Raw genomic sequence first — 18,057 nt, forward strand, 5'->3', positions numbered from 1 at the left:
TGATCCGGATTCTGGTCCATCCGTTCAGTGAGGGAAGGTTCGGAAAGTGAAAGCACCACTTACAGGGCGACTGGAAGAGGGATGTTCTGGTTCGCAGGGCAAGTACGCCTTGCCAGGGGGAAAGCATGAGAGGAGCATTTGCGCATCTATGCACCGTCGTCTGCATTGGGGGTCTGCTGCTGGGAGCGTCACAGGCCCAGACTTCAGACGCGCCGAAGCCCGAGTTCAAGGTTGTCTCGGCGCACGCTTTCACTCCTCCGCCACTCCCGGCCACAGTGCAGGTGGAGCAAGACGTGCTCGATCTTCCGGCAGGAATCTGCACCGGCTTTCATCACCACGGCGGTCCAGGCATCGAGACCGTGCTGACTGGCGAGGTCATGGTGGAAACCAGAGCCACAGCCACCACCCCGGCCAGCAGCAAGACCTACAAGGCGGGTGAGGCCTACATCTACCCGGCAGGAGACGTCCACAACTTCTGCAACATGACCACGCTGCCCGCGTCCTACACAGCGGTGCTCCTACTGCCTAACGGAGCCGCGCCGACCACGCCGGACGAATGAGCGGCTCCCGGCAAACTGGGCCGCTGTAGAGACGACATTCAGCGGTGGTGCCGCCTTCATCTGGGTTCAGAGGATTTTCTGGTTCGCAGGGCAAATACGCCTTGCCAGGGGGAAAGCATGAGGGGAGCATTTACGCGTCTGTGCGCCGTCGTCTGCATTGGGGGTCTGCTGCTGGGAGCGTCACAGGCCCAGACTCCAGCCGCACCGGATCCTGGGTTCCGGGTTGTCTACAATAACGTCTTCACGCCTCCGCCACTTCCGGCCACGGTGCAGGTCGACCAATCCTATCTCGAGTTTTCGCCAGGGGTTTGCTCCGGCTTTCATGTCCACGGCGGGCCGGGCATCGAGACCGTGCTGAGTGGAGAAATCGTCGTGCAAACGCAGGCCACAGCCACCACTCCGGCCACCAGCAAGACGTACAAGGCGGGTGAGGCCTACATCTACCCGGCAGGGGACGTCCACAACTTTTGCAACATGACCACGCTGCCTGCGACTTACGTGTCGGCGTTTCTGCTGCTCGACGGAGCTGAGTTGGTCACTCCGGTCAAATGAGCGGCTCCTGGCAAGACGGGCTGCTGTAGAAACGACATTCAGCGGTGGTGCTGCCTTCATCTGGGTTCAGAGGACATGTCGGCAGGGAAGACCTGAGCTTCGGGGCCTTCCCTGCCCTTCGTCTGCCGCCGCGCCAGGCACCCACACCGCCGTCCAACTGAGGGCCGCACACAGCTGCAAGAAGCACACGCTCGCCAGAAGGTGGAGGCATGTATGACCAGTGAACCGAGACCTCGCACCGCCGCCGTCAACGCCCCGCTCTGGGGCAGCCGGGCACGGGACTGGGCCGACCTTCAGGAAGGCCAGTGCCGACCCGTGTATCTGGCCGCCTACGAGCGCCTCGGCTTGTCAGCAGGGTGCGACCACCTTGACGTGGGATGCGGTGCCGGGATGGCCGCGCAGCTCGCCGCCGAACGGGGCGCGTCGGTTCGGGGTCTCGACGCCTCACCCAACATGCTGGCGATTGCTCAGGAACGGGTGCCGACCGCCGAATTCCTGGAGGGCGACCTTGAAGTCCTGCCCTACGCGGATGACCGTTTCGATCTGGTGACCGGATTCAACTCGTTCCAGTACGCCGGAAACCCAGGCATCGCGCTGGGCGAGGCGAAGCGGGTCACCAGACCGGGCGGCCAGGTGCTGATCATGACCTGGGGCGAGCCGGAAGAGATGGAGGCAGCCTCAGTGGTCAGGACGTTCGGGCCGCTGCTGCCGCCCCCGCCCCCCGGTGCACCCGGCCCGTTTGCCCTCTCGGACGAGGTGGCCCTGCGGGCATTTGCGACTGGCGCAGGTCTGGAACCGCTGGAGGTCTTCGACGTACCTTTGCTGTGGCACTACGCCAACCTCTCCACGGCCCTGCGCGCGCAACTTTCGGCCGGGGTCGCGGTGCGGGCCATCAACCACTCCGGTGAGGAAGCAGTCCAGACAGCCATCAGCCGGGCGATGGAGCCGTATCGCCAGCCAGACGGCAGCTACACCATCGGGGCCAGCTTCCGCTGTCTGACGGCGCGGGCCTGACCCTTACTCACTCAGTGAGGGAAGTTGACAGGTGTAGTGGCTCCCATGTGTGGTGTAACAGCGAGATACCCGGCCTGCATCACGGGAGTAAATTCGCTCCTGATTTCCGGAGACACGGACTGCGATGGACGTATCCTGGGCGCTTGCCCACCGCACGAGTTTATGGCGCATCCGGCCGAAGCCTTCCTAGTCGCGGGAGAGTGGATGCCGAAATATCTGATCGAACAGGAGATTCCAGGTGCCGGAAAACTTAGAGAAAAGGGCATCATCCCCCGTCCTTCAGGGCGGGGATATAAGCCCTCGGCACCGCAGGTGCCGCAAAGCTAAAGCACCGCACGGGCTAGAAATCTAGTGGTTTATCTGCTACCATGTGCATATGGCCCAAGAGCGTTCAACACGACATGCACACTTCAATTTGAACTACCATCTGGTGTTCACGCCGAAGTACCGCCGTCGTTCGTTCTTCGGCCCGTCCCGTGACCGCCTGATGGAGATTTTCACGGCTACCTGCGCTGAACGGGATTGGCTCATCTGGGGCATGGAGGTCATGCCGGACCACGTGCATGTGTTCGTGTCCTGCCCGCCGAAATGGGCACCGTCCGACATCGCCAAGATTCTGAAGGGCGTCTCAGCTCGGCTTCTCCTTCAGGAGTTCCCCGAGCTGAAGCGGCGCGGCCACCTGTGGACGAATGCCTACTACGTCGGGTCGGCGGGCAACATCTCCGCCGAGGTGATTCAGCGGTACATCGAAGGGCAGCGCAAAGGGCAGGTGGAAGACGATGGGGTTTAAGGCCATGAAATATAGGCTTTTCCCGAACGTCACGCAGGAGAAGGCGTTGGATACCACGCTGTACCTGTGCCGCCAGTTGTACAACGCGGCCCTTGAGGAACGCAGGGGAGCCTACAAGAAAAGCGGCGTCTCGGTCCGCTACTACGAACAGAAACGCGCCCTGACTGAAATCAAGGCCGACCTGCCGGAGTACAAGGGAATCCACTCCCAGGTGTTGCAGGACGTCATAGAGCGGCTGGACAAATCCTTCAAGGGATTCTTTCGGCGGGTCAAGGCAAAACAGACTGCCGGGTATCCGAGGTTCAAAGGGCGCAACCACTACGACTCCTTTACTTACCCGCAAGCGGGTAAGACGGGGGCGATGCCCCTGGAAGATTCTGGGAAGGTCGACCTCTCCAAGATTGGGAACGTGCGCTGCACGTTCCACCGTCCGCTTGAAGGGCAGGTCAAGACGGCCACCGTCAAGCGGGAGGGTGACAAGTGGTTCATCGTGTTTGCCTGCGAGGTCGAAGCTGCACCCCTCCCCGCGACGGGTGACGTGATTGGGATTGACCTCGGCACGAATCCAAACTTCCTCATCACGTCGGACGGCGAGTTCGTTCCGGCTCCCCGTCACTTCAAGAAGTCGGAGCGCAAAATTGGCCTGCTTCAGCGGGCCGCCAGCAAGAGGAAGCGGGGCAGCCGCCGCCACAAGGCGCTGAAGCGTCAGGTCGCTGCTGAGCATCGCCGGGTCGCCAATCGTCGCCGGGACTTCCACCACAAGACGGCCCGCACTCTGGTGAATCGCCACGACACCGTGTTTCACGAAGACCTCAACATCATCGGGCTGGCCCGTTCCCGTACCGCCAAAGGTGTACTGGACGCGGGTTGGGCCAGCTTCATCAACATCCTCTCCCTCAAAGCTGCGAACGCTGGTCGGAGAGTTCTCGGGGTTGACCCGAAATATACGAGTCAGGACTGTCACCAGTGTGGGCATCGCCAGAAAATTAAAATCGGCCATGCCTACCTGTGTGCCAACTGCGGACTGGACATGCACCGCGATGTCCATGCCGCTTTGAATATCCTGAATCGGGGCAGGGATGCTGCCTTCTGCGAGAGCGTGCAATCTCCGGCGCTTGCTGACCAGAGAAGCCTCGCCCTTTAGAGCGGGGAGTCATCACTAGCGAGGAACTGCGAGGGGCCTCGCAAAACGCCAATCGTGTGTTGGAGAGCATGCAGCGAGATGGCGAGAACGTGCAGTGGGCCGAAAGTTATGTGACGGATGATGCAGTCCACTGCATCTACATTGTTCCAGTTGGGCGTCAGCAGCCCACCACGAACGACGTATCCAAGTTCAATCGTCCCTGCCCGGCTCAGTTGACGCGGTGGGGAGCCGTGGCTGCTCGGTGCTGGCGGCGGGCGACTTTGCAGGCGTACATCCGCTGATCACTCAGGCGCAGCAGGTCACCTTCGAGGGCCGCTTCTTCCGGAAACGAAGCGATGCCCGCGCTGATGTTGGTGGAAGGAAACCCCTGCTGCTGAACAGTGCGAACCACCCGCTCCAAGTTTTTGAGGAAGCTGGCTTGCTGCGCTTTACCGACGTGGCCGACCACCACGGCAAATTCGTCGCCGCCGATGCGGTAGAGTCGGCCCACCGAGCCGATGTGGGTGCGCAGCGCCAGCGCCACCTGCCGCAGCAGCGTATCTCCCCGGTCATGGCCCTCGAGGTCGTTGACCCCCTTGAGGCCGTCGACATCCATCGATACCACGCTCAGCGGGTGCTGGTGGCGGACCGCGTGCAGAATTTCAGTCTGGAGTTCGTCCTCGAAGGCGCGGCGATTGGCCAGCCCCGTCAGGGCGTCGGTAAAGGCCGCGACCTTCAGGGTGTCGATGGTCTGACAGGCCTGCTGATACTTATGTTCCAGCTCCAGCAGGTGCCCGGCACCGTCACGGCTCCTTGGCAGTGGAGCCTGGCCCGGCTGCGTTTCCACCGCACTCCTTTTGATCAGGATATCTTGCAGCGGCGTGTCGTCGTGCCGCAGGGTGCGTAGCGGCAACTCGCCTGAAGCGTGCAGCGCCAGCAGGGCATCGACAATTTCCGGCTGAAAGTGCCGCCCGCGTTGCTGGCGAATTTCGCCGAGCACCTCGCCAAGTTCCCAGGCGCATTTGTAGGGGCGGGGGTTGAGCAGCGCGTCGTACACGTCAGCCACGGCGACGATGCGGGCCACCGGGGCAATCGCCTCGCCGCTCAGGCCCTGGGGATAGCCACGCCCACTCCACTGCTCATGGTGGCCCAGAGCGATCTGCTCGGCCATTTGCAGAAGGGGCGACACGCCGCCCGCCAGAATCTGGCCGCCGATGGTCGTGTGGCGCTTCATCGTCTCGAATTCCTCTTCGGTGAGCTTGGCGGGCTTTTGCAAAATCAAATCGGAAATGCCGATCTTCCCCACGTCGTGCAGCCGCGCCGCTACCCTCAGCAGCGCGACGTCTTCGGCAGGAAAATTCAGCTGCTGGGCCAGCAACGCCGAAACGTGACCGACCCGCAGGGTGTGTTCGCCGGTCACATCGTCGCGGTACTCGGCGGCGTTGGCCAGCCTGATCGCCACCTCGACTTGTGTCTGGGCCAAGCGCCGGGTCTGCTCGCTGACCTTGAGTTCAGCCGCCTGATAGGCCTGCTGGGCGATCCCAGTTTTCAGGTTCGACACCGCCGTTTCGTGGTGGGCACGCTCCACATCAAACTGCACAGTGAGTTGCCGGGTGTGGCGTTCGCGCTCGTCGTTGAACAGGTACTGTTCGAGTTCGCGCAGCGCCCACAGGTGATCCAGTGCGCCCGTAAAGTCGCCCGCCGCCTGAGCGCTGTGGGCCAGCAGCGCCCGGATGCGCGCCACCTGCTTGTGGGCCACCGCATCTATCGCCAGGGGCAGGGCGCGCCCTAGGGCTTCTTGCGCCCTGATGGGCTGCTCCAGCGCCAGGTACGCTTCTCCCAGGCCCAGCAGGGCGTCGATCTCGCTCTGGGCCTCACCGAGTTCAGCGGCGATGTCCAGTGCCTGCTGGTGGTGCGTGACAGCGTCGCCAGGACGCTCTAGGGCCGTGGCCGCCCGGCCCAGACCGTGGTGGGCGCAGCCACTGAGGTAGCGCATGCCGATGCGCTCAGACATGCTCAGTGCCTGGGTAAACAGCTCCCAGGCTTCCTGATGGCGCTTTAAGCTGCTGACTGCTTCAGCGAGGTTATTGAGGCAATACAGCTCCAGGGTGTGGTTGCCGTGTCCGCGCGCCAGTTCGAGGGCCCTGGCGTGGTAGTCGTAGCTGAGCTGGTGATCGCCCATTTCCTCGTAAACGAAGCCGATATTCACCAGGCAGTGGGCGCTGGTGCTGGGGTCATCGACCGTCTTGAGCAGCTCGTAGGCCTCGGTCAGCGTCTGGAGGGCCGTGGGCAGTTCGTGGCGGCTCAGGTGAACCTGCCCGATGTTGTTCAGACACTGCGCCGCGCCAAGGTTGTCGGCCAGCTGGCGGCGGATTTCGAGTGCGCCGCCGAGTTGCTCCAGGGCCAGCTTCGCATTGCCGCTGGTTTGCGAGAGCGCGGCCTGCTGGTTGAGGACCGAGGCGTGCATGGAGCGGTCCTTCATTCGCTCACTCAGGCTGAGTGCCCGCGTCAGTGCTTCTCCGGCCTGACCCGGCTCGCCGAGTTCACGCAGCACCATGCCGCTGGCCAGCAGCGCCTGGGCCTGCTTCGCCGTGTCGCCGAGGTCAGTGAACAACGTGACGGCTCTGTTGAGGTGACCTTCGGCCTCCTGAAGCTCAGCCATGCGGTGCAGGGTTTGCCCGCACAGCAAATGGGCCTGCGCTTGCCCCGCCTGATAAGCCAGATCGCAGGCCAACGCCAGCGCTTCCTGGGCCATGTCCAGCGCGCGCTTGGGGTTGATGGGCAGCAGCGCCGAGGCAGCATGGATCAGGGCGTCCACCGTCGGGGAATTGGGCGGCTGAGCGAAGGCGTCAAAGGGTGGCTGCATAACAGGACTCCGGGGCCGGAAAGAAATCAGGGGCGACGCGCCGAAAGCTGAAGCGCCGATTGGTTGACGAACAGCAGCGGGGACGGACCCGGCCCGGCCATGCCCCCGCTGCAACAAGATGGTGAAGACCGCTGTCTGGACTCAGCCTGCCACCGGCCTCAGTGACCGGCGCAGCCTCAACCGAACTACTTGGACGAAGAGGGTTGCGTGGCTGCCTGAATGAAGCTGCCGACGTTCAAGCGCAATTTGACCTTCGCGCCGTAACTTCCGTTCAGGTTCTTGATATCACTGGCGGTTTTGAGGATCAGGCCGACCAGGTTTTCCGGCTTGATTTTGTTGGCGAGTGGCTGGCCCAGCGCCAGCGCCAAGCTGCCCGCCACCATCGGCGAGGCCATCGAGGTGCCGCTCCAGTATGAGAAGAGGTTGCCCGGCACCGGACCCCAGACCATCTCGCCGGGGGCCATCACACCGACCTTATCGCCGTAGGTGGAAAAGTCCGACTTCAGGTCTTTGGAATTGACGCTGCCGACGCCCACCATGAAATTGCCGCTGGCGTCCCGCGCCGGGTAGGTCACGCGGTCGTCGCCGGTGTTGCCGGACGAAGAGATGACCGCGACGCCTTTGCTGGCGGCGTAATTGATCATCTTCTTGATCGTGTCCGACTTGGTGATGGAACCGAGCGACAGGTTGATGACGTTTGCGCCGTGAGACACAGCAAAGTCGATGGCCTGCGCCACCGCTGTTTCGTCGCCGCTGCCGTCCGGGGCCAGCACCCGCAGCGGCATGATCCTGGCGTGCGGCGCGATCTGCAAGACGATGCTCGCCACATTGGTGCCGTGGCCGAACCCTTCGTCCGAGAAGCTGCCCTCTTCCTGCGGCACTGCGTCGTTGCCGACGAAATCCCACTGGTCCTGGGAACCGACCAGCGCACCCTGGAACATCTCGTGCTGGAGGTCGATACCGGTGTCGATGACCGCCACCGTCACGCCCTCACCCAGGTTGGGCGCGGCGGCCCAGGCGGCGGGCAAACCGATCCGGCCCCAAGTTGCACTGTTTTCGGGAATACCGCCCACGGTGCCGCTGCCACCGCTCCAGACACGGGCACGCCCTCCACTCCAAACGTAGGCACGGCCCCCGCTCCAGACGTAGGCCCGGCCCGCACTGTCGAGTTGCACCGCCTTCCCGGACCAGGCGCTCGACGTGCCGCTGGCCCCAAAGACGTTCTGATTGTCCACATACGTGAGTGCCGCTCCATTCAGATCTTGTACCTGAAGCTGCCCACCTTGGGGCCTGTGATGCAGGCCCAGCACCGCAAATCCAGCGTCGGGTCGCCAGACCACCGCTGTAGCACCGTAGCGCTGCTCGACGGCGGCCTGCGTGTCGCTGGCGGTAATCGACACGGACGTGTTGTACTCGTACCTGACCGCCTGCGCCTTGCTCAGCCCCTGGACCCCTGACTGACCACAGCCGCCCAGCAGCAGCATGGTGCTCAGACCCAGGCCCGCCCAAAAGACTTTTTGTAAGATATGCATTTCATCCTCCTGTGCCCGCTGAATTTGAAGTGGTCTGCCAGAATCTGGAACGACAGCACTCCACGCGCGCACCCTTTACTTTCCCCGCCAGGCTCTAACAGCGGACTTAAATGAGGTGGAGGTTCCGGTGTTAATTAATTCACACTGGGTCGGTCTTCGATGTCTTCGTCCTCTTCGCTGATGTTCCAGCATGGCCTGACGCCAAAGAGAAGCAGTGACCGCCTCGGGCACACCGACGTGGTCTTCACCGTGCGCGTCTACACACCTCAACGATCAGCAGTGGGAGGAGGAGGCCTTCGATCTGGCAGACCTGCGGCCCATCAAGACGCGCGGCGCAGCGCAGGGCGCGGCAGCAGCCAAAACGGCCGTTGAGGCGGGCGGAGTGACACTGAAGTGACATTCCGGTCTGAAAGCGCCTCAATCTCACTTCAGCAGAATGCAAAAAGCCTCGTCTGAGACGAGGCTTTTCTATGGTGGGCCGTGTAGGACTCGAACCTACAACCCGCTGATTAAGAGTCAGCTGCTCTACCAATTGAGCTAACGGCCCTTGAGGGCGAAGGGGAGTATAAGCACTCCCTCGGAAGGTGTCAAGCCTGCTGGGAGCGGCGCACCCCCGTCTCACTCGCCAGCCACTGCACCGGCAAATCGTGGGCCTCGCGCGGCAGAGCAGGCATCAGCAACGCATTGGCCACCACACCCACCGTGCAGACCAGCCAGTCGGCCAGCAGCCGGTCATAAAAGCCCCCGCCGTAGCCCAGGCGCACGCCTGCCGTGTCGAAGGCCAGGCCCGGCAGCAGCACAGCGTCCACCGCCTCCCGCCCGACTTCCGGGGTGCCCAGCGGCGGCTCCAGCGCCCCAAACCGGCTCAACTCGGTGGCGCTCTCCCAGGCGTGCAGGGTCAGGCGCGGCGTGGGCCGGAAGTGGGCGCGCGGGGCAAGCAGGGTGAAGTCAGCACTCAGGGCCGACACATCGACTTCGCCCGGCAGCGCCCGGTAAGCCAGTACCACTGCCGCACCACGCGCCTGCAGGAAAGTTTGCAGCTGCGCGCAGAGCTGCGCCGAAACGTCGGGCAATTCGGCGCGCTGCGCCCTGGCCCAGGTGCGCCACTCCGCTTTGGAGGCGGTCATCGGCGGTCTGTTCACGCCCGAGAGCTTAACACCGCTGCCGACCCCAGCGGTTCAACTTAAAATAGACCCATGCCCCATGCAACCAACCGTGCCTTTCTGGAGCGCCGCAATGCCCTGTGGCTCGTCCTCCGGCAATCCGGTCCCCTTGAGGCCCAGGCCAATGCCGAGACGTTTGAGCAGGCATTCGCCGAGCTGAGTGCCCTGACCGGGTGGCCTCGCCCGCAGATCCTGGCCGGGCTGGGGCTCAGCGAAGAGGATCTGCGCGGGGGCTGGCCGGAGCAGCCGTGAACGACGTCGCCCCTCTTCGATTGGGCCAGGCTCTTTGTGGGCGACGCGCCGCCACTGTTTTATCTGGAGATCGCTTTCCGGACGCTGGTGGTGTTCATCTGGCTGATCGTGCTGCTGCGGGCCACCGGGCGGCGCAGTCTGGCGCAACTCAGCGCCATCGAGTTTGCCATCGTCATCGCGCTCGGCTCGGCGGTGGGCGACCCGATGTTCTACCCCGAGGTGCCGCTCCTGCACGCCATGCTGGTAATGGCCCTGGTGGTGGGCCTTCAACACGGTATGGCGCTTCTGATTCGCCGCAGCGAGCGGATGGAAACCCTGATCGAAGGACGGCCCAGCGAACTGGTGCACGGCGGCCGCCTGCGCCTTTCCGAACTCGAACACGCCAAACTCAGTCGCGAAGACGTGTGCGAGACACTCAGGAACCAAAGCGTCCGGCAACTCGGCGAAGTGCAGCGGGCCTACTTCGAGCAAAACGGCCAGCTCAGCCTGTTCACGTACCCGTCCGGCAAAGCGCCGCCAGGCCTACCGATTGTGCCGCCCTGGGATCTGGAACCGCCCAGCATCGTCCCGCCCGGCACGATTCACAACGCTCCACTGGCTTGCCTGAGTTGCGGCGCGCTGGCTGCGGGCGGAGTGGTGCCGGGACGCTGCTCAGACTGCGACCAGTCGCTGGGCTTCACCCCTGCCGTCAGTGATCCGCTGGGCCAGAAGTAGACGACACCCCCTTCACCACGTTAGGGCTGCTCACCTGCCGTGAGGGTGCGCGGCCCCAGCTTGAGGCTCAGATCGGGAATCGGTTTGCCGTCGCGCACCACGCTGAGCTTGATTACGTCGCCCACCCGCCGCGCCCGCACCGCGCTGAGCAGTTCGTCGAAATTGTGAATCCGCAGGCCGTTGATGGCGGTGATCACGTCGCCGCTGAGCCGGGTGGGGGTACCGTTCTGGTCAGTCTTAAGCGGCTTAAGCGGCCTCAGTCCGGCCTGATCGGCGGGGCTGCCCTTGGTGACCGAGGTGAACACCGCGCCGGGCAGGCTGCCCAGGCCCAGCGGCCCGAAATATTCATCGGCGATGTCACCGAACGAGAGCAGGCCAATGACTGGCGCGTCCACCTTGAGGCCGCCCCGGAGCTGGGCCAGAATCGGCGCGTTTCTGGTCACCGGCACGGCATACGAGGAGCGGGTGGCGATGCCGAACGGCGTGGGCATGGCGCTGATGTAACTCACGATGCCCATCACCTCGCCCTGCGCGTTGAGTATCGGGCCGCCGCTGTCGCCCGGCACCAGCGGCGCAGTGAGTTCGAGCGTGCCTGGCGGGAAGTCAGCACGGCTGGCCGCCACGTTCAGCGCCGTCAGCCGCCCAGTTTTTGAAACCAGAAAGTCGCCGCCCCCGTTGCCGATGGCCAAAGCACTCTGGCCCACCTTGGGCATGGCGGCAGCCAGCGGCAGCACCGGCAGGGTGCGCCCCGTCGGAACGTTGATCCTGAGCAGGGCCACGTCGTGCCCGTCGTCATAGCCCAGCACCGTTACCGGGTAGCGGGTCTTGTCAAGTGTCACGGCGACCAGCTTCTTGGCCCCGAACACCACATGGTAAGCCGTCAGTGCCAGTGTGCCATTCGCCCCCGACTCGATGACGAAGGCGCTGCCCAGGCCATCGGGCTCGCCATCGGGCGGCTCGCAGCTTCCGGTGACAGGACACTGCTCCAGACGCAGGCTGCCGGGCCGGGACTTGGTGAAGATGCTGCCCAGGCTCTTTTGCTCGCTCTGGGTCAGCGGCTTGGGCGCGGCGTCGACCCCGGCAGGTGGGGCGGCCAGGCGGGGCAGTGGCGAGGTCGGCGGCGCGCTGAGCTGGGGGGCTGCGCCCTGCGCGGCGGCGACAGAAGAGAGAGCCAGCACGGGCCCGAGCCATACCCTGGCTCCCAGCCGGGCCATACCGGAATCAGATCGTTCGGGCGACATGCCCCACTCTGCGCCGTCAGGGGGTGAGAAATGGGCGTCATTCTGACAGTTGCGCCCCCGCCCCGCTCTACCCTGGAGACATGAGCCAGCCCGACGCCCCCGTGACCGATGCCAGCTCCGAATCCACCGGCTCCGAACCCAGCCGCGAACCCACCAGTGTCTTCGTCTACGGCACCCTGATGCCCGGCGAGCGCTGGGAAGCCGTCGCCCGCCGTGGCGGTACCTACCACGCGCAGATCGCCCAGCTCGGCGGCGTGGTGCTGGCCGATCTGCGGCCCGAGGGCTACCCGGCGCTGTTTACCGACGCGCAGGCCAGCGCCGTGGTTCACGGCTGGCTCTACACCTACGACGCCGCGAGCTGGCCGCTTGCCCTCCCTTTCCTCGACGACCTGGAGGGCCTGCACCTCTCACCGCCGCTGTACGAGCGCGCCTTGGTCACGGTGCAGACTGCTGGCGGCCCGGCCCGGAGCTGGGTGTACCTGTACGCCCGGACTGATCGCAGGCACGCGCCGGGCTTTGTTCCGGTGATCTCGGGCCGCTGGGCCGACGTGCCGGAGCGCCATCTTGAGGGCCCCCGGCAGACCTGGGAGACGCCGGAAGATGAAGACGGCGGCGCGCTTTCCTAGATGGGCGCTTGACACCTGGAGAGTGATTCTTTAGCATAGTCAGGCTCACAGCGCAGGCTCTGAGCAAGGCAGGAAGCTGGACCGAGCCGGTCCGGTGGGTACGGTGGGTTTAGCTCAGTTGGTTAGAGCGCCGCTCTGTGGAAGCGGAGGCCGGGGGTTCAAGTCCCCTAATCCACCCCAACTACACAGGTGTCCAGAGCTGCGCCGGGAAAGCCCCACGTGCTGACGGAAGTCGGCTCAAGGCCGGTGAGTCACACGCGGGGATGGCGAAACTGGTAGACGCGCCAGATTTAGGATCTGGTATCGAAAGATGTGAGGGTTCAAGTCCCTTTCCTCGCACCAGCAGAAACGGCGGCCCTGTGATGGGGCCGTTCTTTTTGCCGCTGAAGCAGGGAAAGCGGGGAAGCAATCGCAGGGCAAGAGCGCACGGCGCAACGGGAGAGACCATGGCAGAGCTGATGAGTAGAGAGGGCAACAAAGTCGAATTCAAGGCGTCGGTTCCCGCCGCAGAGGTCAGCCGCGCTTACCAGCAGGTCTGGGCCGGGCTGTCGCGCGACGTGCGGGTGCCGGGCTTCAGACCTGGCAAGGCCCCCAAGAAGGTGCTGGAGCAGCGGGTCGGCGCGGACTACGTCGAGAACGAGGTCCGTGACCGGCTGCTGCAAGTCCACTACCCCCAGGCCGCCCGCGAGCTGAAACTCAGCCTGGTAGACGCCGAGATCAACCCAGCCACCCTGAAAGACGGCCAGTCGTTCGATTTCAGCGTCAAGGGCGAGACCTACCCTGAGGTCAAGCTCGGTGACTGGAAGGCCGCTCAGCTCAGCTCCGCCGCGCCGCAGATCACCGATGACGTGCTTTCGCGCACCCTCAGTGACCTGCAAGACCGCAACGCCACCTTCGAGAGCGTGGAGCGGCCCGCCGAGGGCAACGACATGATCATGATCGAGGAAACCGGCGAGGAGGGCGGCAGCTACCCGATCTACCTCGACGTGGCCGAACCCCACGTGCAGGCAGCCCTCAGCGGCAAGAGCAAGGGTGACGAGGTGAGCATCACCGTGCCCGCCCACCAGCACGGCGACCACGAGCATCCCGAGCACACCGTGGAGGTCAAGGTGCTGGACGTGCGCCACAAGCAGCGCCAGGAACTCGGCGACGAGTTTGCAAAGAGCCTCAACTTCGAGAGCCTGGACCGTCTGCAAACCGACCTGAAAACCGAGCTGACCCGCCGCGCCCAGCAGGAAGGCGAGGCGGCCCGCCGCGAGGAGTTCATCGAGCAGCTTGTCGCCGGGATGGACACCACCATTCCCAAAGCGCTGCTCAAGCGCCGCCGCGACGCCATGATGGAAGAAATTCAGAGTGACCTCTCGCGCCAGGGCGTCAAGTGGGGCGAGTACGAGAGCTTCATGCAGGAGCAGGGCAAGCTCGACGAATTCATGGCCGACCTCGACAAGAACGCCGAGACTCGGGTACGCCGTGATCTGGCGCTGGAGCAGCTCGCCGAAGACATGCAGGTCAACGTCAGCGACCAGGAATTCAACCAGACCATGATGGCGCTGGCCCAGGCCAACGAGCTGACCGCCCAGCAGCTGCGCACCCAGCTCGGGCCGGACGGCCTCAACAGCTACTACGCCAGCATCGTGCGCGAGAAGGCGCTGACCCAGGCCCTCGCCCAGCTCGCGCCCAAGCCGGAAGCGGCCAGCCCAGAAGCCGCAGAGACCCAGACCAGCGAGGCCCAGCCCGAGGCCGCCCAGACTGAGTCGGCCAGCGACGAGCGCGCCGAAGCTGCTCAGAGTGAATCAGGCGAGCAGGCTCAGGACGAGGAAACGAAGAGCGAGTAATTCCAGTAATGAAAGGGGGAGAAGTCCAGAGCGACTTCTCCCCCTTTTCGTTTTATGTGGCTCAGGGAATCAGCGCTTCCAACTCCCCCAGCCTGGCCCTGAGTGCCGCCTCGTCCTGCGCCACCAGATTGACGTGCCCTAGCTTACGCCCCGGCTTGTGGGCCTTGCCGTAAAGGTGCAGCCTCGCGCCCTCCAGCTTCAGAATGCCTTGCCAGTCGGGTTCCTGATCCGCTGGCCAGCCGAGAATATTGACCATGGCACAGGGCAGTTTCGGCGTGAAGTCTGGCAGAGGCCAGCCGAGCGCCGCCCGCACCTGCGCCTCAAACTGGCTGACGCCGCCGCCGTCCTGGGTCAGGTGGCCGCTGTTGTGAACGCGGGGCGCGACCTCGTTGACCAGCAGCTCACCGCCAGGCAGCTCGAAGAACTCCAGGGTCAGCAGCCCTTCCAGGTTCCAGCCCTCGGCCACCTGACGGGCCAGGGCACGGGCCTGCACCTCAGCAGGATCGTTCGGCAGGTACAGGCTGCGGCGCAGAATACCGTCCCGGTGGACATTCTCGGTCAGGCCGCCGAACGCCAGCCCGCCGCCCACTGTGCGCGCCACACCCAGGCTGACCTCGCGGACAAAGTCGACCCAGCCTTCCAGCACACAGGGCACCCGGCCCAACTCGCCCCAGGCCACACTGAGTTCGGCCTGCGCCCCGATGCGCACCTGGCCCTTGCCGTCATAGCCGAGTTCGGCAGTCTTGAGCACGCCGCGCCCGCCGATCCGTTCCAGCGCGCCGGGCAGATCAGCCTCGGTTTCGATGACCACAAAGGAAGCGGTTCCGGCACCCGCCGCGTGCAGCGCCTCCTTCTCACGGGCGCGGTGCTTGCTGAAATTCAGCAGCGACCCGGCAGGCCTCACCGGCACCCGGCCCTCCAATTGGGCCAGCGCCGCCAGCGGCACGTTCTCGAATTCCAGCGTGACGGCGTCGCATTGCGCCAGGCGCTCCAACCCCGCTGCGTCGGTGTAGGGGGCCTGAATGTGCTCGGCACACACGCGGGCTGGGGCGTGTGGATCAGGTTCCAGCACCACCACCCGCACGCCCAACGGCAGGGCCGCCAGCGCCAGCATCTGGGCCAATTGGCCGCCGCCCAGAATGCCCAGGGTGGCCACCGGGAACGGCGCGCTCACGCCTCGCCCGCCTGCGGCTCATCCTCGAAGTACGGATCGTCCAGCACAGCCTGGGTCTGGGCAGCGCGGAAGGCGTCGAGGCGCTCGCGCATGGCCGCGTCGGTGGTGGCGATCATGGCGGCAGCAAACAGGGCCGCATTTCTGGCTCCTGCCGGGCCGATGGCAAAGGTCGCCACCGGAATCCCGGCAGGCATCTGGACGATGCTCAGCAGCGAGTCCTGGCCGCTGAGCGCCCTACTCTGCACCGGCACGCCCAGCACCGGCACCCGCCCGTAGGCCGCCAGCATGCCGGGCAAGTGGGCCGCCCCGCCCGCTGCCGCGATGATGGCCGAGAAGTTCAGCTGCTCGGCCCGCGCCGCGTAGCTGGAGAGAAGCTGCGGCGTGCGGTGGGCCGAGAGCACCCGCACCTCGTAGGCGACTTTGAGCTGCTTGAGCACAGTCAGCGCGCCACTCACGGTGTCGAAGTCGCTGCGGCTGCCCATCACCACGCCGACTTGAAGTTGTTCTGAGGAAGCTGTCAAGGAAACCGTCACTCAGCCAGTTTAGCGGGCCGGGCCACCGGGCGATCTCCCGATCTCCCCTGCTCTCCAAGCCTGACAGATGGCGTATCTTGCGCCGGAGATGACGCGGCCCGGTGACCTTGTTGAACCAGCACAACCTGAGCAGAACTGGCCCAAGCAGGAGCGGCCCGATTACGACTGGCTCTACTCGCGCACCCGTCAGGGCCAGGCGCGGGGGCCGCAGCGGGCGCGGGCACTGCTCGACCAGCTCGGCTCGCCGGACCAGACGTTTCAGAGCATTCGGGTCATCGGCACCAACGGCAAGGGCAGCACCTGCACCATGCTGGAAGCCGGACTGATCGCCGCCGGACTTCCCACCGGGCGCTTTACCAGCCCGCATCTGGAGCGCTTCGAGGAACGCATTCGGACCAGCGGGCAGGAGCTGGACCCACGCCGCAGCGCCGTCTTCATCGCCTGGGCGCGTCAGCACGCTCCGGACGCAGCCTTTTTCGACCTGACACTGGGGCTGGCCTGCTCGGAATTTGCCCGCGCAGGCGTGAGCTGGGCCGTGATGGAGGCGGGCGTGGGGGGCCGCTCGGACGGCACCCAGGCGCTTCACCGCGTCGCGGCGGTGTCCCTCACCAATGTCGCGCTCGACCACACGGCGGTCCTGGGGCCAGGCCTCAGCGACATCGCCCGTGACAAGGCCGGGGCCGCACTGGCGGGCGTGCCGCTGCTGACAACCGCCATTGGCGAGGGTCTGGACGTGATCCGGCAGGTGGCCGGAGAGCGGGGCACACCCCTCTACACGCCGCAGACGCACCCGGCCCTCTTCGAGTTGCCGCACCCGCCACGCCTGGCCGGGCCGCACCAGATCGAGAATGCCCAGCTGGCCGCCGCCACCCTGCGGCTGCTGGGCTCTGGCAGCGGGATCGAGGCTGCCCTGGACGCGGGCCACCCGGCCCGGCTGGAGCGCTTCGGGCTGCCTGGAAACGGGGTGGCCGACATTACTGTGCTGCTTGACGGCGCGCACAACCCGCACGCCGCCCGGGCGCTGGCCGCTGCCGTGCCGCACGCCGACGTGCTGCTGTTCGGCAACCTGGCCCGCAAGGATACCGGGGCGACCCTCGCGCCGCTGCTGGCCCTGGCCCCCCGGCGGGTGTTCACCTCTCCCGGCGATCTGGCGAGTGACCCCCGCGAGCTGGCCAGGCGCTTCGGCGGCGAGGCAGTGGAGGGCGTACCTGCGGCCTTCGCGCGGGCGCGGGCGCTGACCCCGCCGGGCGGCACGCTGCTGGTCACCGGCAGCCTGTATCTGGCCGGAACCGTGCGCGGCCTGCTGCTCGAAGCGGCCAGATGAAAAGTGGTTAAGCCCCCCACCCCTCTTCTCATGAGAATGGAACGTAGGGTGGAGGTATGGAACGCAAGCCCCTGGTGCTCGTCATCGAAGACGAAAAAGACATTGCCCGCTTTATTGAGCTGGAGCTGGCCGCCGAAGGTTACGCCACCGAGGTGGCCTTCGACGGCGTGACCGGCCTGTCCAAATTCCGCGAAGTCAACCCCGATCTGGTGATTCTCGATCTGATGCTGCCGGTGCTCGACGGCCTGGAAGTGGCCCGCCGGGTCCGCAAGACCTCCAACACCCCCATCATCATCCTGACCGCCAAGGACGGCATTCAGGACAAGGTGGAGGGCCTGGACTCGGGGGCCGACGACTACCTGATCAAACCGTTCTCGATCGAGGAACTGCTGGCCCGTGTGCGCGCCCACCTGCGCCGGGTCAACCCTGCCGTGACTGGGGAAGTGCGGGTGGCCGATCTGGTCATGAACCTCGACGGGCGCGAGATCTTCCGGGGTGGACGGCGGGTCGAGCTCTCCGCCAAGGAATTCGAGCTGCTCGAACTGCTGGCCCGCAACCCCGGCAAGGTCTTCTCGCGCTTCGAGATCGAGGAGAAGGTCTGGCCCGAATACACCGGCGGCAGCAACGTCGTAGACGTGTATATCGGCTACCTGCGCCGCAAGCTCGAAGAGGGCAGCGAGCGCCGCCTGATCCACACCGTGCGCGGCGTGGGCTACGTGCTGCGCGAGGAATAACCCGCCCCCAGGCCGGGAACCCGC

The 18,057-nt window shown here is 65.1% G+C and carries 19 protein-coding genes and 3 tRNA genes; 15 read left to right on the forward strand and 7 right to left on the reverse strand.

The genetic code is table 11. The annotated features are described in order from the left end of the window. The first annotated feature begins 125 nt into the window (after positions 1-125). The 6 genes from N0D28_RS12825 to N0D28_RS12850 all read left to right on the forward strand — a co-directional run bounded on the left by N0D28_RS12825 (position 126) and on the right by N0D28_RS12850 (position 4,341). Positions 126-560 carry a cupin domain-containing protein gene (locus N0D28_RS12825; protein WP_260559892.1) on the forward strand — a complete coding sequence of 145 codons (435 nt, stop codon included), beginning with the start codon at positions 126-128 and terminating at the stop codon, positions 558-560. Positions 561-677: 117 nt separating this feature from the next. Then, a complete protein-coding gene (locus tag N0D28_RS12830; RefSeq protein ID WP_260559893.1) occupies positions 678-1,112 on the forward strand; it encodes a cupin domain-containing protein in 435 nt (144 codons plus the stop codon). A gap of 213 nt (positions 1,113-1,325) precedes the next feature. Beyond that, on the forward strand, positions 1,326-2,126 hold the full coding sequence (locus N0D28_RS12835; RefSeq protein ID WP_260559894.1) for a class I SAM-dependent methyltransferase: 801 nt from the start codon (positions 1,326-1,328) through the stop codon (positions 2,124-2,126). Positions 2,127-2,496: 370 nt separating this feature from the next. Next, on the forward strand, positions 2,497-2,916 hold the full coding sequence (gene tnpA, locus N0D28_RS12840; protein WP_446681960.1) for an IS200/IS605 family transposase: 420 nt from the start codon (positions 2,497-2,499) through the stop codon (positions 2,914-2,916). A 4-nt stretch (positions 2,917-2,920) separates the two neighbouring features. Further along, positions 2,921-4,060 (forward strand): RNA-guided endonuclease InsQ/TnpB family protein, encoded by a 1,140-nt coding sequence (locus N0D28_RS12845; RefSeq protein WP_260559607.1) that lies wholly within the window; start codon positions 2,921-2,923, stop codon positions 4,058-4,060. A gap of 56 nt (positions 4,061-4,116) precedes the next feature. Further along, positions 4,117-4,341, forward strand: coding sequence for a DUF4242 domain-containing protein (locus N0D28_RS12850; RefSeq protein ID WP_260559896.1), 225 nt, complete (start codon positions 4,117-4,119; stop codon positions 4,339-4,341). Here the strand turns inward: N0D28_RS12850 and N0D28_RS12855 are convergent. Next, positions 4,269-6,905, reverse strand: a complete 2,637-nt coding sequence (locus tag N0D28_RS12855) for a tetratricopeptide repeat protein (RefSeq protein WP_260559897.1) — start codon at positions 6,903-6,905, stop codon at positions 4,269-4,271. The genes N0D28_RS12850 and N0D28_RS12855 overlap by 73 nt on opposite strands. A 185-nt stretch (positions 6,906-7,090) precedes the next feature. Next, complete coding sequence (locus tag N0D28_RS12860) at positions 7,091-8,437, reverse strand: S8 family peptidase (protein ID WP_260559898.1); 1,347 nt, start codon at positions 8,435-8,437, stop codon at positions 7,091-7,093. 214 nt (positions 8,438-8,651) lie between these two features. On the opposite strand from N0D28_RS12860, the gene N0D28_RS12865 reads away from it, so the two are divergent. Next, positions 8,652-8,834, forward strand: coding sequence for a hypothetical protein (locus N0D28_RS12865; RefSeq protein WP_260559899.1), 183 nt, complete (start codon positions 8,652-8,654; stop codon positions 8,832-8,834). Positions 8,835-8,908: 74 nt separating this feature from the next. Here N0D28_RS12865 and N0D28_RS12870 read toward each other — a convergent pair. After that, positions 8,909-8,984, reverse strand: a tRNA-Lys gene (locus N0D28_RS12870). Between the two features lie 40 nt (positions 8,985-9,024). Next, positions 9,025-9,579: a 5-formyltetrahydrofolate cyclo-ligase gene (locus tag N0D28_RS12875; RefSeq protein WP_312846409.1), complete on the reverse strand. Its 555-nt coding sequence runs from the start codon at positions 9,577-9,579 to the stop codon at positions 9,025-9,027. Between the two features lie 54 nt (positions 9,580-9,633). On the opposite strand from N0D28_RS12875, the gene N0D28_RS12880 reads away from it, so the two are divergent. Then, the gene (locus N0D28_RS12880) at positions 9,634-9,852 is read left to right on the forward strand and encodes a hypothetical protein (RefSeq protein ID WP_260559900.1); all 219 of its coding nucleotides are present in this window, start codon (positions 9,634-9,636) and stop codon (positions 9,850-9,852) included. Positions 9,853-9,888: 36 nt separating this feature from the next. Next, positions 9,889-10,566: a DUF421 domain-containing protein gene (locus N0D28_RS12885; protein ID WP_260559901.1), complete on the forward strand. Its 678-nt coding sequence runs from the start codon at positions 9,889-9,891 to the stop codon at positions 10,564-10,566. A 20-nt stretch (positions 10,567-10,586) separates the two neighbouring features. On the opposite strand, the gene N0D28_RS12890 is transcribed toward N0D28_RS12885, so the two are convergent. Further along, a complete protein-coding gene (locus N0D28_RS12890) occupies positions 10,587-11,807 on the reverse strand; it encodes a S1C family serine protease (protein ID WP_260559902.1) in 1,221 nt (406 codons plus the stop codon). Positions 11,808-11,887: 80 nt separating this feature from the next. Between N0D28_RS12890 and N0D28_RS12895 the strand changes: the two genes are divergently transcribed. The 4 genes from N0D28_RS12895 (at position 11,888) to tig (ending at position 14,268) form a co-directional block, all read left to right on the forward strand. Next, entirely contained in the window at positions 11,888-12,433 is a 546-nt protein-coding gene (locus N0D28_RS12895) for a gamma-glutamylcyclotransferase family protein (RefSeq protein ID WP_260559903.1), read from the forward strand. A gap of 103 nt (positions 12,434-12,536) precedes the next feature. After that, positions 12,537-12,613 (forward strand) — tRNA-His (locus N0D28_RS12900). Positions 12,614-12,690: 77 nt separating this feature from the next. Further along, positions 12,691-12,775 (forward strand) — tRNA-Leu (locus tag N0D28_RS12905). A 104-nt stretch (positions 12,776-12,879) separates the two neighbouring features. Next, entirely contained in the window at positions 12,880-14,268 is a 1,389-nt protein-coding gene (tig, locus tag N0D28_RS12910) for a trigger factor (protein ID WP_260559904.1), read from the forward strand. Between the two features lie 61 nt (positions 14,269-14,329). Here tig and purK read toward each other — a convergent pair whose 3' ends face one another. Both purK and purE read right to left on the reverse strand, forming a co-directional pair. Continuing rightward, on the reverse strand, positions 14,330-15,442 hold the full coding sequence (gene purK, locus N0D28_RS12915; RefSeq protein ID WP_260559905.1) for a 5-(carboxyamino)imidazole ribonucleotide synthase: 1,113 nt from the start codon (positions 15,440-15,442) through the stop codon (positions 14,330-14,332). Further along, complete coding sequence (purE, locus tag N0D28_RS12920; RefSeq protein WP_260561904.1) at positions 15,439-15,924, reverse strand: 5-(carboxyamino)imidazole ribonucleotide mutase; 486 nt, start codon at positions 15,922-15,924, stop codon at positions 15,439-15,441. The genes purK and purE overlap by 4 nt, the downstream gene beginning before the upstream one ends. Before the next feature lie 118 nt (positions 15,925-16,042). Between purE and N0D28_RS12925 the strand changes: the two genes are divergently transcribed. Together N0D28_RS12925 and N0D28_RS12930 are read left to right on the forward strand one after the other, a co-directional pair. After that, the gene (locus N0D28_RS12925; RefSeq protein WP_260559906.1) at positions 16,043-17,299 is read left to right on the forward strand and encodes a glutamate ligase domain-containing protein; all 1,257 of its coding nucleotides are present in this window, start codon (positions 16,043-16,045) and stop codon (positions 17,297-17,299) included. A gap of 56 nt (positions 17,300-17,355) precedes the next feature. Next, entirely contained in the window at positions 17,356-18,033 is a 678-nt protein-coding gene (locus tag N0D28_RS12930) for a response regulator transcription factor (protein ID WP_109827840.1), read from the forward strand. Positions 18,034-18,057: the final 24 nt, after the last annotated feature.

Source organism: Deinococcus rubellus (assembly GCF_025244745.1).
GTDB lineage: Bacteria > Deinococcota > Deinococci > Deinococcales > Deinococcaceae > Deinococcus > Deinococcus rubellus.

Bases quoted from the DNA above. Each gene is read 5' to 3' on its own strand.
- N0D28_RS12930 (WP_109827840.1), top strand. From the start codon at position 17,356: ATGGAACGCAAGCCCCTGGTGCTCGTCATCGAAGACGAAAAAGACATT.
- N0D28_RS12925 (WP_260559906.1), top strand. From the start codon at position 16,043: ATGGCGTATCTTGCGCCGGAGATGACGCGGCCCGGTGACCTTGTTGAA.
- N0D28_RS12825 (WP_260559892.1), top strand. From the start codon at position 126: ATGAGAGGAGCATTTGCGCATCTATGCACCGTCGTCTGCATTGGGGGT.
- N0D28_RS12855 (WP_260559897.1), bottom strand. From the start codon at position 6,905: ATGCAGCCACCCTTTGACGCCTTCGCTCAGCCGCCCAATTCCCCGACG.
- N0D28_RS12835 (WP_260559894.1), top strand. From the start codon at position 1,326: ATGACCAGTGAACCGAGACCTCGCACCGCCGCCGTCAACGCCCCGCTC.
- N0D28_RS12890 (WP_260559902.1), bottom strand. From the start codon at position 11,807: ATGTCGCCCGAACGATCTGATTCCGGTATGGCCCGGCTGGGAGCCAGG.
- tig (WP_260559904.1), top strand. From the start codon at position 12,880: ATGGCAGAGCTGATGAGTAGAGAGGGCAACAAAGTCGAATTCAAGGCG.
- N0D28_RS12895 (WP_260559903.1), top strand. From the start codon at position 11,888: ATGAGCCAGCCCGACGCCCCCGTGACCGATGCCAGCTCCGAATCCACC.
- N0D28_RS12880 (WP_260559900.1), top strand. From the start codon at position 9,634: ATGCCCCATGCAACCAACCGTGCCTTTCTGGAGCGCCGCAATGCCCTG.
- N0D28_RS12860 (WP_260559898.1), bottom strand. From the start codon at position 8,437: ATGCATATCTTACAAAAAGTCTTTTGGGCGGGCCTGGGTCTGAGCACC.
- N0D28_RS12830 (WP_260559893.1), top strand. From the start codon at position 678: ATGAGGGGAGCATTTACGCGTCTGTGCGCCGTCGTCTGCATTGGGGGT.
- purE (WP_260561904.1), bottom strand. From the start codon at position 15,924: ATGGGCAGCCGCAGCGACTTCGACACCGTGAGTGGCGCGCTGACTGTG.
- N0D28_RS12845 (WP_260559607.1), top strand. From the start codon at position 2,921: ATGAAATATAGGCTTTTCCCGAACGTCACGCAGGAGAAGGCGTTGGAT.